General features: G+C 63.1%; 13 protein-coding genes. 4 read left to right on the top strand and 9 right to left on the bottom strand.

All coding sequences use genetic code 11. The features are described from left to right. The coding region (locus LNV07_RS23235) for a branched-chain amino acid ABC transporter permease (RefSeq protein ID WP_263573581.1) at positions 1-480 on the bottom strand (480 nt) is incomplete at its 3' end. A 306-nt stretch (positions 481-786) separates the two neighbouring features. On the opposite strand from LNV07_RS23235, the gene LNV07_RS23230 reads away from it, so the two are divergent. Then, the gene (locus LNV07_RS23230) at positions 787-2,736 is read left to right on the top strand and encodes a sensor histidine kinase (protein ID WP_263573580.1); all 1,950 of its coding nucleotides are present in this window, start codon (positions 787-789) and stop codon (positions 2,734-2,736) included. Beyond that, a complete protein-coding gene (locus LNV07_RS23225) occupies positions 2,729-4,081 on the top strand; it encodes a sigma-54-dependent transcriptional regulator (protein ID WP_263573579.1) in 1,353 nt (450 codons plus the stop codon). Before LNV07_RS23230 ends, LNV07_RS23225 begins: the two co-directional genes overlap by 8 nt. 18 nt (positions 4,082-4,099) lie before the next feature. Here LNV07_RS23225 and LNV07_RS23220 read toward each other — a convergent pair whose 3' ends face one another. Continuing rightward, complete coding sequence (locus tag LNV07_RS23220) at positions 4,100-4,924, bottom strand: amino acid ABC transporter substrate-binding protein (RefSeq protein ID WP_263573578.1); 825 nt, start codon at positions 4,922-4,924, stop codon at positions 4,100-4,102. Positions 4,925-5,141: 217 nt separating this feature from the next. Here LNV07_RS23220 and LNV07_RS23215 point away from each other — a divergent pair, with 217 nt between their 5' ends. Next, positions 5,142-5,780 (top strand): gamma-glutamylcyclotransferase, encoded by a 639-nt coding sequence (locus LNV07_RS23215; RefSeq protein ID WP_263573577.1) that lies wholly within the window; start codon positions 5,142-5,144, stop codon positions 5,778-5,780. An 8-nt stretch (positions 5,781-5,788) separates the two neighbouring features. Here LNV07_RS23215 and LNV07_RS23210 read toward each other — a convergent pair whose 3' ends face one another. Continuing rightward, on the bottom strand, positions 5,789-6,439 hold the full coding sequence (locus tag LNV07_RS23210) for a nucleotidyltransferase family protein (protein ID WP_263573576.1): 651 nt from the start codon (positions 6,437-6,439) through the stop codon (positions 5,789-5,791). A 171-nt stretch (positions 6,440-6,610) separates the two neighbouring features. Here LNV07_RS23210 and pdxH point away from each other — a divergent pair, with 171 nt between their 5' ends. Then, a complete protein-coding gene (pdxH, locus tag LNV07_RS23205) occupies positions 6,611-7,246 on the top strand; it encodes a pyridoxamine 5'-phosphate oxidase (protein WP_263573575.1) in 636 nt (211 codons plus the stop codon). 5 nt (positions 7,247-7,251) lie between these two features. On the opposite strand, the gene LNV07_RS23200 is transcribed toward pdxH, so the two are convergent. From LNV07_RS23200 to msrA, 6 genes are all read right to left on the bottom strand, one after another. Beyond that, positions 7,252-9,342, bottom strand: a complete 2,091-nt coding sequence (locus LNV07_RS23200; RefSeq protein ID WP_263573574.1) for a TonB-dependent receptor — start codon at positions 9,340-9,342, stop codon at positions 7,252-7,254. Between the two features lie 94 nt (positions 9,343-9,436). Then, entirely contained in the window at positions 9,437-9,823 is a 387-nt protein-coding gene (locus LNV07_RS23195) for a hypothetical protein (protein ID WP_263573573.1), read from the bottom strand. A 70-nt stretch (positions 9,824-9,893) separates the two neighbouring features. Then, positions 9,894-10,433, bottom strand: coding sequence for a DUF3299 domain-containing protein (locus tag LNV07_RS23190; RefSeq protein ID WP_263573572.1), 540 nt, complete (start codon positions 10,431-10,433; stop codon positions 9,894-9,896). A gap of 72 nt (positions 10,434-10,505) precedes the next feature. After that, positions 10,506-11,720, bottom strand: a complete 1,215-nt coding sequence (locus tag LNV07_RS23185; RefSeq protein WP_263573571.1) for an ABC transporter permease — start codon at positions 11,718-11,720, stop codon at positions 10,506-10,508. Further along, a complete protein-coding gene (locus LNV07_RS23180) occupies positions 11,717-12,394 on the bottom strand; it encodes an ABC transporter ATP-binding protein (protein ID WP_263573570.1) in 678 nt (225 codons plus the stop codon). Before LNV07_RS23180 ends, LNV07_RS23185 begins: the two co-directional genes overlap by 4 nt. A 29-nt stretch (positions 12,395-12,423) precedes the next feature. After that, positions 12,424-12,972, bottom strand: a complete 549-nt coding sequence (gene msrA, locus LNV07_RS23175) for a peptide-methionine (S)-S-oxide reductase MsrA (RefSeq protein ID WP_263573569.1) — start codon at positions 12,970-12,972, stop codon at positions 12,424-12,426. Positions 12,973-13,033: the final 61 nt, after the last annotated feature.

Below are 13,033 nucleotides of genomic sequence, written 5' to 3'. Positions count from 1 at the left end.
GGCCAGGATCATCACCGTGCTGCCCAGGATCACGCATTGCGTGATCGTGATGACGGGGCCACCCAGATCGATCGGCGTGGTCGGCAGCAGCAGCGGGAAGGGTTTTGGGTTCGGCTTCCAGATGATCATGGCCAGCGTCTGCAGCAGCAAAGACATGCCCATCGCCGTGATCAAGGGCGCCAGGCGCGGCGCATTGCGCAGCGGCCGGTAGGCGATCTTCTCGACCAGGAAGTTCAGCGAGGTGCAGACGACGACGGCACAGGCGAGCGCGATCAACATCATCAGCCAACCCGGCATCCCGGTGTCAGCCAGCGCCCCCACCACCGTCCAACTGACCAGCGCACCCACCATCAATATCTCGCCGTGGGCGAAGTTGATCAGGTTGATGATGCCGTAAACCATGGTGTAGCCCAGCGCCACCAAGGCATACATGCTGCCCAGCACCAGACCATTGATGATCTGTTGCAAAAAAGTTTCCATCGATGTCTTCCTTTATGTACGAATCTGCCGTCGAACTAAGCGGGTAACTTGCAAGCCACATGCCAAAAGTCAGAGTGCGCGGGTAATCACCGAGAGGCCTCTATGTGGAGAGGGAGCTCTCGCGCCCCATCAAACCAAGCCTTGGGCGGAAATCGACACTGCAGGGCGCGCCGCTGGGCGAACTTCGACACAACAGCCGAAAATGCCGAGCCGGCGGCAACACCATGGGGACAAAACTTCGCGCGATGAGACGGGACAGATGCGCGCGCTTTGGGCACACTACGCAGCCCTCCCGTCTTTATGCACATGACCACGCCTCTCGATACTTTGCCCGCCCCGGCTTGCTCGACCGCTCCACCAAGCCTGCTACGCAGAATGGTTCGCCCCGGCGTCATCAGCTATCTGACGCTGGTCCTGATCGGGCTGATCGCCCTGGGAATGCTGCTGGGCCAGCGCTGGAGCGAGCGTGCGGGGATGGAGCAATTGGCCGCCGTGGCCGCCGAGCGCTTGGAACTTTATGCCGCCAGCCTGGAGGCCGAGTTGGCGCGCCATGCCTACCTGCCCAGCTTGATGTCCATCGATGCCGATATCCAGGCCTTGCTGCGGGAGCCCGAGAACGCCGGGCTGCGCCAGCGGGTCGACCGAAAGTTGGCGGGCATCAATGTGCGGGCCGGCCTCAGCTTGAGCTTCGTGCTCGGGGCCGAGGGTCAGGTCTTGTCCTCCAGCGACGGCGCCGGACTAGGCAGTACTGCCGTCGCGGTGGCGCGCCGCTTGGCGCAGCCTCTGTCAATGGGCGCGGACCAGGCCAGCAGCCATTTCTTCGCCGCCCATGAAACGATGGGCAGCAGCGACTACTTTCTCTTGCACTCGCTCAAGCGCGGCGGCAAGCTGTTGGGTCAGATTGTGCTGGTGCAAAACCTGGCCCCGCTGGAAGCGATGTGGGTAGATCAGGGGCTGCGCTCGCAAGGCGAAAAAATCCTGGTCGTGGACGACAAAGAGGTCGTCATCATGTCTTCGGTGCCGGCCTGGAAAAACCATTTGCTGAATCAACGCACCGACGAGCAGCGCAGCGAGCTACAGGCCTCGGCCCGCTATATCGGCCCGCTATTGGGCCCGCTGGGTTTGTTCGTGCACGAGGCCTTGCAGCAAGAGGCGATCTTGATCAGCGTACCAAGCTTGGCCCAGGGCGGCGCCTCGCCCCGGCCGGCCAAGCAGACCTTGCTGGCCCAAGAGCGTGCCGTGCTGCCCTTGGCGCTGCGTTTGGTGACGCTGTCGGACCCCGCCGAGGTCTGGCGTCAGGCGCGTTATGCGGCCTGGGGCGGCGGCGCCATCGGCGCCTCGATCGGCATGTTGGCGCTCTACCTGGCGTCCAGACGGCGCGCCCATGCCCAACTGTTTGCGGCCAGCAGCGAGTTGCAATTGGCGCACGCTCAGTTGGAGCGTCAGGTGCAAGCGCGTACCCAAGAGCTGAGCCAGACCAACCGGGAACTCAAGCACCAGATTGCGCAGCGCCTGCAGGCCGAAGACGAGTTGATGCAGTCGGCCAAGCTGGCGGTGCTGGGGCAGATGTCGGCCGGCATTGCGCATGAAATCAATCAACCCCTGACCGCCATGCGGGCCTTGTCGCGCAATGGCTTGTTGCTGCTTGAAAAAGGCCGCAACGACAGCGTCGCGGCGAACCTCAACAGCATCGACGCGATGGTCGAGCGCATGACCGGCATCACCCGCCAGCTGAAGAATTTTGCCCGCAAGGCCGAGGAGGCGCATGCACCGGTGTCGCTGGCGCGCGCAATCGGCGGCGCCCGCTTGCTGCTGGAACATCGCATCAAGGCCGAGCAAGTCGAGTTGACGCTGAACGTGGCCGACGATCTGCTGGTGCGCTGCGAGCCCAACCGTCTGGAGCAAGTCTTGATCAACCTGATCGCCAACGCCTTGGACGCCACAAAGGATGCGCCCCTTAGGCAGCTGCGCATCAATGCCTTACCGCCTCAGCAAGGCGAGGGCAATCGGGTCTTGGTGCAAATTTCGGACAATGGCGCCGGCATTGCGCCCGACTTGGTTTCGCGCTTGTTTGAACCATTCTTCACGACCAAACCGGCCGGCCAAGGCCTCGGGCTGGGTCTGGTCATTTCATCGAAAATCATCCACGATTTTGGCGGCAGCCTGCGGGCGAGACCCAACCCCGCCGAGCAGGGCGGCGGCATGACGTTCGAATTCGATCTGGAAATCTGCACAAGGGACAAGACTCATGTTTGAGGGTTTCAAGGTTTTGTTTGTCGAGGACGATCCGCCGGTGCGGGCCAGCCTGACGCAAACGCTGGAGTTGGCCGGACTGGAGGTCTTGGCCTGCGCTTGCGCCGAGGAGGCCCTGCCCCATATCCAGGCCGGCGCGCAATTGGTGGTGGCGACCGATGTGCGCCTGCCCGGCATGGACGGGCTGGCCCTGCTCGACCATGTGATGGCGACCGACGCCAGTATCCCGGTGGTGCTGGTGACGGCCCATGGCGATGTGGCGATGGCGGTGCGGGCGATGCGCACCGGGGCCTATGACTTCATCGAGAAGCCGTTCGCGCCGGAGCGCTTTGTCGATGCGCTGACCCGCGCGCTGGACAAGCGGGTGCTACGCGTGGCGGTGGACGAGTTGCGCGGCCAATTGCAGCGGCGCAGCGGCATGGAGGCAGTGCTCTTGGGCAATTCGGCGGCGATGCAAAACGTGCGGCGCCAGGTGCTCAACTTGGCCGACACCTCGGCCGATGTAATGATTCTGGGTGAGACCGGCACCGGCAAGGAGCTGGTGGCGCGCTGCTTGCACGACCAAAGCCAGCGGCGCGACCGCAACTTCGTCGCCATCAATTGCGGCGGCCTGCCCGAGGCCTTGTTCGAGAGCGAGTTGTTCGGCCATGAGCCGGGCGCCTTCACCAGCTCGGCCAAGCGCCGCATCGGCAAGATCGAGCATGCCAATGGCGGCACCCTGCTGCTGGATGAGATCGAGACCATGCCGATGGTGCTGCAGATCAAGATGTTGCGGGTCTTGCAGGAGCGCCGCGTCGAGCGGCTCGGCTCCAACGATGAGCTGCCGGTCAATGTGCGCGTTATCGCCGCCACCAAGGCCGATTTGCGGGCCTTGAGCGAGCAGCAGAAGTTTCGCGGCGATTTGTATTACCGCCTCAACGTGGCGACCTTGCAGCTGCCGCCGCTGCGCGAGCGTCGCGAGGACATTGCGCTGCTGTTCGAGCATTTTGTCGCCCAGGCCTGCAACCGCTATGGGCGCGAGGCGCCGGAGCTGACACCGCAACGCCTGCGCGAGTTGATGGCGCATGACTGGCCCGGCAATGTGCGCGAGGTGCGCAATGCGGCCGACCGTTTTGTGCTGGACATCGTCAGCAGCGAAGGGGCCAACCCTGATGCCGCGCTCGGGGCGGCCGGCGTCAGTCTGGCGCAGCAAATGGACCAGGTTGAAAAGACCTTGATCGAACAAGCGCTGCGGCGCTGCCAGGGGCGCGTGCCGGCGGCCATGGAACTGCTGGGCTGCGCCAAAAAAACGCTCTACGACAAGCTGCATCGGCATGCGATCGAACTTGAGCGCTTCCGCAGCGGCTGACATCCCTAAGCCGCAGAACTAACGGTACTGCTGCGGGTCGGCCGAGTCGGTTGGTTTGGCAATCACCCGTTTGAACGCCTCGCTCATGGGCAATTGCAGGCTCTGGCCACGCGGCGGGATGGCGGACTGAAACCACTTGCGGTAGAGCGCCTGAATCTCACCGCGCTGGTAGAGGCCGGCGATCACTCCGTCCACCAAAGCCTTGAAGCCAGCGTCGCCGCGCGGCAGTCCGATGGCATAGGGTTCGAGCGTGAACGCCTGCTCGGAAATCACATATTCATCCGGCTTGCCCACGCTCAGCAACAACATCCGCAGCAGCACGTCATCCATGGCATAGGCCAAGGCGCGATCGCTTTGCAGCAGGCGAAAAGCGTCACGATCATCTTGGCCCACCAATATCTTCAGCCCCAGTTGATCATTCAAATTCGCCTGATGCAAAAACTGGATGCTGGTGGTGGCGATCGTCGAAGCCACCGGCTTGCCGCGCAGATCGGCCAGACTGTGCACGCCCGTGGCCCGCTTGGACAACAACTTGGTCTCGGCCACAAAGGTTGTCAGCGAGAAGGCCTGCGTCCTTTGACGCTCCAGCGTATTGGTGGTGACGCCACATTCCAGATCGACCGAGCCATTCGCCACCAAGGGCATGCGCGTGGCCGACGTGACCGCCACCAGCTTGAGCTCCAAATCGGGGTTCTCCAGCCGCGCCTTGATGGCCTGAATGATGTGCTGGCAGATATCGACCGAATAGCCGATTGGGCGCAATTTGGCGTCGAGGTAGGAAAACGGAGCCGAGTCAACCCGGTGGCCGAGCACGATCACGCCGGTGTCGCGGATCTTGCGCAACGTGTTTGATTCCAGTGGCTCGCTCTTCACCGGCTGAGCCAGCAAAAAAAGAGGCAAGCAAAGCAGGGACAACATGGCCCGGAGGCGAGAATTGATGGGCAGTTTCAAAAGCGGGTTCAGGCGACAAGTTCAAGCAAACTTGTATTGTCCCCATCAACGCTGAAGGCACAAGCGTGTAAGCCCCAAGCCGCAAGCTTGTGGCAGCATGGCAGGCAAGATGAAAAATTCCAATAAGCCAGCTCTCGGCGGTGCGCCCGCCCCCCTGCCCCTGCGGAGCCAGAAATTGCTGGAGATTGCCCAAGAACAATGGGACCGAAAGCTGGGTTTGCTGCTGTTCGCCTATGGTTCATTGATCTGGAAACCGGGCTTCGAACCCGCCGAGACTTTGCCCGCTCGGGTGCATGGCTATCACCGAGCGCTGCGCCTGCGCTCGCTCGTCAACCGAGGTAACGCCGAACAGTCGGGCTTGGTGCTGACCCTGCTGTCGGGCGGCAGTTGCCGGGGCCTGGTCTACCGGGCGCAACCGGCGCAGAGCGAAGCGCTGTTGAACGAGCTATGGGCGCGCGAGATGGTGATCGGTTCCTACGAGCCGCGCTGGCTGAACTGCCAAACGCCCGCCGGGCCGCGGCGGGCGCTGAGCTTCACGCTGTCACGCCAAAGCCCTGGCTATGTGGGCGCCTTGGGCGATGCCGAGCTTTTGCATATTTTCAAACATGCGCAGGGCCGCTACGGCACGACCTTGGACTACCTGATGCGCACCGTCGAGGGGCTGCGTCAGCATGGCTTGCGCGACGCCGAGTTGGAGCGCCAGTGGCGCCTGGCCGCACGGCATGGCCTGTGCCCGCCGCTCACCTGAAGCCCCGCTCAACTCACTCGGGCGAGGCCGTGCTGGCTTTGCAAGCGAGCCAGATCCTCGACGGTATCCACATCAACCAACACGCCGGGGTCATCCACCTCAACCGCCTGCGACGGGTAGCGCGCAACGATGCGCCGCGCGCCTTCGTCGCCATGCAGATCCACCAATTCGGAATAGAGCTCGGCGCTGAAGCCCACCGGGTGACCCTGCCGCCCATGATACTGAGCGTAAGCCACCGGGAACTGCTCCAGCGCCGCGGCCACGGCGAGCATGCTGGCCGGGCGCAACAAGGGCATATCGGCTGGCACGATCAACCAGCCATCGGCGTCACCGGTCGCAGCAACGCCGGCCGCGATCGAATAGCCCATGCCGATCGGCGTGGCTCGGCCTTGGCTATCAAATTCCGGAATAGCGACCACATCGCGCGCCGCGATCAAGGGGCGGACCAAGGGCGCGAGGTTCTGGGTTGTCACCACCACCACCCGCATGCCGCTTGCTATCGCATGAGCCAGAGTGTGGGCCAGTACGGTATCTTCCGCGCCGCTCGTCGAGGGATCAAGGTCGGCGCCCAAGTGTTGCTCAAGCTTATGCCCTTGGCCGAGAAAGCGCATTCCTCGCCCTGCCGCCAGCACGATCACCGCCGGTCGTCGTTTCGTCATTCTCTACATTCCTTTGGACGCCCTCAGCGCTGCCCGATCATGTCGCCGAGCTGTATCGCTTGTGCGCATAGCATGCCGCACGAACCCTGCAACGAACAGTGGGGCCTTCACCTAAGGTGTTCTACCTGTCCGGGCTACCAAGCTTTAGCAACTTCATCGGATACTCGGGGCATGAACAAGCTATCCGACCTGCGAAAGAGTTACGAGCAAGGTGAGCTCGACGAGAATCTGGCCGCCAACGAGCCCATGGTTCAATTCAAACAATGGCTGGACCATGCGCTGGCAAGCAAGGTGCCGGAACCGAACGCGATGACGGTGGCCACCGTCGGCGCGGATGGCCGGCCATCGACCCGCATCGTCTTGATCAAGGGCTTCGACGAGCGCGGGATTGTCTGGTTCACCAATTACGACAGCCGCAAGGGCCAAGAGTTGGCCGTCAACCCCCATGCCGCACTGCAATTCCATTGGGTCGAATTGGAGCGGGTAGTGCGCATCGAGGGTCAGGTCGTGCGCGTTGATGCCGCCGAATCCGATGCCTACTACCAATCACGCCCTTTGGACTCCCGTCTGGGTGCCTGGGCCTCGCCCCAAAGCCAGGTGATCAGCTCCCGCAGCGTGCTGGTGGCCAATGCCGCCAAGGCTGCCCTGCAGCATGGCCTGCACCCGCAGCGCCCACCCCACTGGGGCGGCTACCGCTTGCTGCCCGAGGCCTGGGAGTTCTGGCAGGGCCGCAAGTCTCGCCTGCACGACAGACTCAGCTACCGATTGCAAGACGGCAGCTGGTTCAAGCAAAGACTGGCCCCCTGACGGCGTCAGAAGCGCAATTGCACGCCCATATGGGCCGAGCGACCCGGCAAGGGGCTCAATTCGCGAATGGTGTTCACCGAGCTGGCGCTATGGGCGAGCTTGTTGCCGAGATTGTCCAGCTTCAGATACCAAAGCGCATCGGCATTGGCGATGCGGAACTGGCGCGCGAGGCTCAGTTTGACAAGGCCGTAGCCGGCGGTGGGCCGGTCGAGAGCCGGCACGCGGTCTTGGCGCGCTGCCATTCTTAGCTCGATTCGACCGAACCACAGGCCTTGCTGCGCCTCCAGGCCAACGGTGGCCCGCAATGGCGCCAAGCGTGGCAAGGCCTCACCGGTGTTGCGGTTTTCGCCCCGCACACCGTCGAGTTGGCCCGTCAGACTCAGTTTGCCGCCCGACAAAAATTCCGGCAGCTCGAGTCGGCCTTCCAATTCAAAGCCCTGCATCAGCGCCGGCACCGACTTGAAGGCGTACTCGGGCAGCGACTGGCCGTCGATGTCGATCAGCGTACCGGTCGCATCCAGCGCGATATAGCTCGAAAACCGAGTGCGGAAGACATTCAAACGCAGCATCTTTTCGCTGCCCTGCCAGATCAAACCCAGATCAATACCGCGAGCGCTCTCCTTGCCCAGACTCGCATCGCCGCGCTCAAACGCGCCGCTGGCGACATGCACACCATGGGCGTGCAGCTCATAGAACATCGGCGCCCGTTCGGTACCGTTCAAATTGGCCGTCAGGCTCAGGCTGCCGCCCGATTCGGCCAGCAGTTTGTAGCTGCCGCCAAACGATAGGCTTTTGGGGCTGAAGCTGCGGCTGCTGGCTGGCCCGAATCGGACTGCCTCGCCCTGCGCCGCATCACCTTGCGACTCCACCCGCACCGTCTCAAGCCTGGCGCCGGCGGACATTGCCAATGGGCCGAGACTGAACTGTTCCAGCACAAACATCGCGCCGGAACGGGTATGGGTATTGGGCACAAGCGCTTCGGCCCCGAGGGCCGAAAAATCGGAAGCCTCCCATTGCAAGCCGACCACGCCGTGCAGCGGGCCCAGCTTGGCATGTTCCAATTCGACCCGCAGGTCCTTGCCCGCGCTCTTGAAGATGGTGCCGACCTCGCCCGAGCCCTCCACCTCGCGGTGCTCATAGCGGGTGCTGCCCATGCGCCAACTCAGGCGCTGCAAGAGCGACTGATCGGCTTGCGCCGTGCCAGGCGGATCAAAGCGCCACTCGCCGGCGGCCGCCAGTTGCTGACGCTGCATTTGCACCGTAACGTCGGGTTCAACCGTCACGCCGTAGTGATTGCGCGAATCATCGACCGACATGCCGGCGTAGCCATTGGCAAACAGCAACGAAGCACCGACCGCCGCGCCATGGCCATCGGACGCCGAATTGCGCACATGGTTGGCGCTGACACCGTCGGCGCTGAAAGTCGGCACGCGCTGGTCGCCGGCGCGCCGGGCGGAGGCGTCGGCATGCCAAGCGAAACCCTTGTCACCGCCGTCCAGCACCAGGCCGCCATTGCGCTCTTCGGCAGCGCCGCCCAGGCGCAACTCGGCAGCGCCGTTAAAGCCGATTTGCGCCTGACGCGGGATGCGGTTGTCGATGGTATTGACGACGCCGCCGATCGCACTGCCCCCATAAAGCAGCGCGGCGGCCCCGCGCAAAACCTCAATGCGCTCGATCACCAAAGGATCGAGCGGCACCGCATGATCAAAGCTGAGGCTGGAGGCATCGACCGAGGCGCCCGAATTGCTGAGCATGCGCACCCGGTCGCCGTCCAAGCCGCGAATCGTCGGGCGGTTGCTGTTCGGGCCAAAGTAGGTGGAGGACAAACCCGGCAAGCCCTCCAGCGTTTCACCCAAGGTCGAGCCCCGGCGCAAGATCAAGGCATCGCCCTCCAGCACATTGCTGGGCTGGGCCAAATTCTGGCTGCGCAGCGGGTTGCCGGTCAGCACTACCTTGCCCAGTTTCTCACTGCCGCTTTGTTCACCGACATTGCTTGCTTCCCCGGCGGCAAGCTGTTGAGCCAAGCTCGCCACCGACAGGCAAAGCAAGCTGGCGCCCAGGGCCAAGGCCCGTGGCGCAAAATATTTTGATCGCATCAATCTCTCCGAATGCGCCCCCCCCCGGCAATGAATGGGGATGACGCAGGCATGAACCAAATACTCGAGCAGATCGCCCGAGCCATCAAGGTGTTCAGGCCAAGAGAGGGGGGCCCCGGGCGCCGCGTTTCCAATGGCTTGCGGGGCAGCCATTGACCCAAGGCGTGGCCACCGGCTGCAAATGCGATTCGGCCGCGATGTCGAGCGAGAACTGCCCACCGGGTGCATGGTCCTGGCTGAGTTGATCAAACAACTGGCAACTCAAATCGCCGCTTTGATGGCCCCAGCCATCCAGCCCCGGCAACTTGAGCGCGGCAAGACTGGCGCCTTGCGCTGCGCTAGCCGAAGCTGCGTGCGCATGCGCATGGCGATGCAGATGGCCAAGCGTTTGGAAGCTCAGCAGCGCGAGCGCGAGCCAACACACCAGCCAGAACTTGCTGGCTGAATATTGTGGGTGGCGATGACGTTGAGGATGGCTCATGAGGCCGGCGATTATCTCCGCCAAATAAGTCAGGCCCGCAAATCGGGCCAAATGCGCCCGCAATATGAACTCATGGCTTCAGCGCTTGGCCGTCCACCAAGCGGTAAAACATGCCGTAGGCGTCGTCGCTGAGCACCGACAGCTGGCCCTCAATGGTGATGGCCTCCAGGCTGTAACGCACCGCTTGCCTGGTGCGCACCTCGATCAGGCCCTCCGGCCCGGCCGGCACGCAAAAAGCGCAGCTTGTCGGCACCGAAGAAAGCAAGAAATGCTGCTGTTTGTCGCCCGGCTCCAAGGGCATCATGAAACCCTGCACCCTGACTTTTTGCTTGTCCAGCGCCAGTATCTGCGGCGGGAAAATGGGCGTGAGCTTGTCCTTTTCGACCTTTGTCGTGACCGATGACAACAGCGTCCAGGCCACGACACCGGCGCGCTCCTGCAGCGGCTTGATGGGACTGCGCGGGTCATGGTAGCCCGGGCCCGAGCCGATGCCACCAGCCGCTTGAGCCATTGCCACGCCGGCAAAATTGCCCATGACACCGCCCATGACGCCGCTCAGTGCGACAAACACAAAAGCGGCCAAACTGGCCATTCGAAGCAATCTATTCATCCGACCAATTCCCGCGCTGAGTCCGTCTATCAAGGTCCGATTGTCGCCCGGCGATTGGCAGGAGCTTGCGGGCTAACGCGGCGCCTGCAGCAACTCGGTCACATCAAGGCTGAAGGCCGCGCGAGCCGGCCAGGCAGCAGCCAGCAAGGCCAGACCAAGGGCCAGCACAGGAATCAAGGCCTCCCAGGGAGACACCCAAGACCCAATGATGTGCAAGGACTGCTGCTCGGCCAGCAAGGCCCCCAAGGCGGCCGTCAAACCATGGCCCAGTGCAAGACCCAGCAGCGTTGCCATACCGGCCAGGCACAGCGCCTCCAGGCTCACCAGCAAGGCCACCCGCCAAGGTGGCGCACCCAACATGCGCAACATGGCCAAATCGCTTTGCCGGGCCCGCACCGAATGCAGCAGGGTTACAAACACCGAGCAGGCCGCAGCCAGCAACAAGACCAGACCAAAACCGCGCAAAACCTCGCTGCCCGCGCCCACCATGCGCATCAGCCGGGCGGTTTCAAGCGCCGGGCTAGCGGCCTGCAAGCCCGGTTGTGCATTGACCCAACGCGGCAGGGAAACGGCCGCCAATGGGCTGCGAAACTTCAGCAAGGCCATGGTGATTTCGCGCTCGGGCTCGGGCTCGTGATCAGACTCGGGCTCACCGGCGGCGCGGCCATGATGTGTTTCATGTTGCAGCCACACCGAAGCCAGGTCGGTGATCACCAAGCGGTCCAGCACGCCGCCGCTGGAGTTCAGCACTCCCACAACCTGGTAGCCCTGCTCGGCATGTTCGGCGCCCTGCGCGCCCAAACCGTGACTGCCATGAAAGGTCTGGCCCGGCTTGAGCCCGGTGCGCGCCGCGACCTCGGCACCGAGCACCGCCTGCATGGGCCCGCTCCAGGCCTGGCCACTGGCGAAACGGGCTTGATAGTGAGTCAAGTAATCAACGGTACTGCCGACGATGCGAAAACCCTGCAAGCTGTCGCCCACAGAAAGTGGCAGCGCTTGCGCCACCAAGGGATGTGCTCGCAGGGTCGCCAGGCTGCTCAGCGGGATATTGCCGGTCGGCACATCGAGATGAAACACGCCCGCCAGCATGATTTGCATTGGACTGCCCTTGGCGCCAACGACCAGGTCGATGCCGGCCAAATCACGCCGCACGCCCTGCTCGATTTGCTCGCTGACCAGCAGCACAAAGCAGATCGCCGCCAAGCCAAGGCTGAGCAAAAGCAGATTCAAGCCGGCGGTCAGCGGCTGCGACCAAAGATAGCGCCAAGCCAATCGCAGCAAGCTCATGGGCCCGGCTCGCTCTGGTCCAGCTTGGGCAAGACCAACTCTCGCCAATCGCGCCCATCGACGCCTCGTACTCGCTCGGCAATGCGCCTGTCATGCGTCGCCAAGACCAAGGTGGCCGACTGCTCGGCAGCGGCCCGCTGAAGCAACTCAAGCACCTGCGCGGCACTGTCGTCATCAAGATTGGCCGTTGGTTCATCGGCCAACAAAAACTGCGGCCGGCGCATCAGGGCCCGCGCCAAGGCCACGCGCTGCGCCTGCCCGACACTGAGTCGGTGCGGCAGGCGCTCGCCCAGGCCTCGCAAACCCAAACAAGCCAGCAACTCGGCCGCCCTCGCCGGCTCGGGCCGCAAGCCCGCGCTGATATAGGGCAGCGCCAAGTTTTCATTCACGCTCAGCGCCGCGCTGAGATGCAGGCGCTGCGGCACAAAACCAAGATTCGCGGCTCGCCAGGCATCTCGCTGGCGCGGCGCCAGGGTGTGCAATGCCGTAGCGCCCAGCACCATCTCACCCGCGCTGGGGCTCAGCAAGCCTGCCGCCAGAGCCAGCAAGGTCGACTTGCCGCTGCCCGAGCCACCCCGCAGCAACAGATGCTGGCCGGCAGGCAAGACAAGGTCTTCAAAGCGAAGCTGCGGGCCTTGCGCGTAGCCATAGCGCAAGCCGGACCATTCGATCACGCTGTTCACTCGATCGGGCTCAAGCAGGCTCAAGCAGGACGGGCCAAGCGCGCAAAAGTGGCAAGAAATTTATCCACCTTGGCGGCCACCACAAAAGCGCAGTAGCCCTGCTCCGGATTGCGCGCGTAGTAATGCTGGTGGTAGCTTTCGGCCGGCCAATAATTGAGCTCGGGCAACAACTCGGTCACGACCCGACCCCGATGCGCGATTTGCGCCTCCGCCAGCACCTCACGCGCCTGCGCTTCTTGCTCGCTGTCATGCGTGTAAATGCCCGATCGGTACTGGCTGCCCACATCGGCACCTTGGGCATTCAGGCTGGTCGGATCATGAATGACGAAAAACACCTCGAGGAGTTCGGTCAGGCTGACCACCTTGGCATCAAAGTCGAGCCGCACGACCTCGGCATGCCCGGTATTGCCGGTGCAAATCTGCTCGTAAGTCGGCTGCTGCACATGGCCATTGCAATAGCCCGACTCGACCCGGTGCACGCCCACAACTCGCTCGAAAACCGCCTCAAGGCACCAAAAGCAGCCGCCACCGAGCGTGATTCGTGACAGGTTCTTCGGCAATTCGCTCATGATCAGTTTTCGGCCTTGTCGATGGGGGAGTTCAAAAAAGAGAGCCAAGCATAGCCGAGCC

This window comes from Roseateles oligotrophus, from assembly GCF_025717515.1.
GTDB classification, from domain to species: domain Bacteria; phylum Pseudomonadota; class Gammaproteobacteria; order Burkholderiales; family Burkholderiaceae_C; genus Paucibacter_A; species Paucibacter_A oligotrophus.
This window is presented reverse-complemented; position numbering and strand designations above follow the sequence as displayed.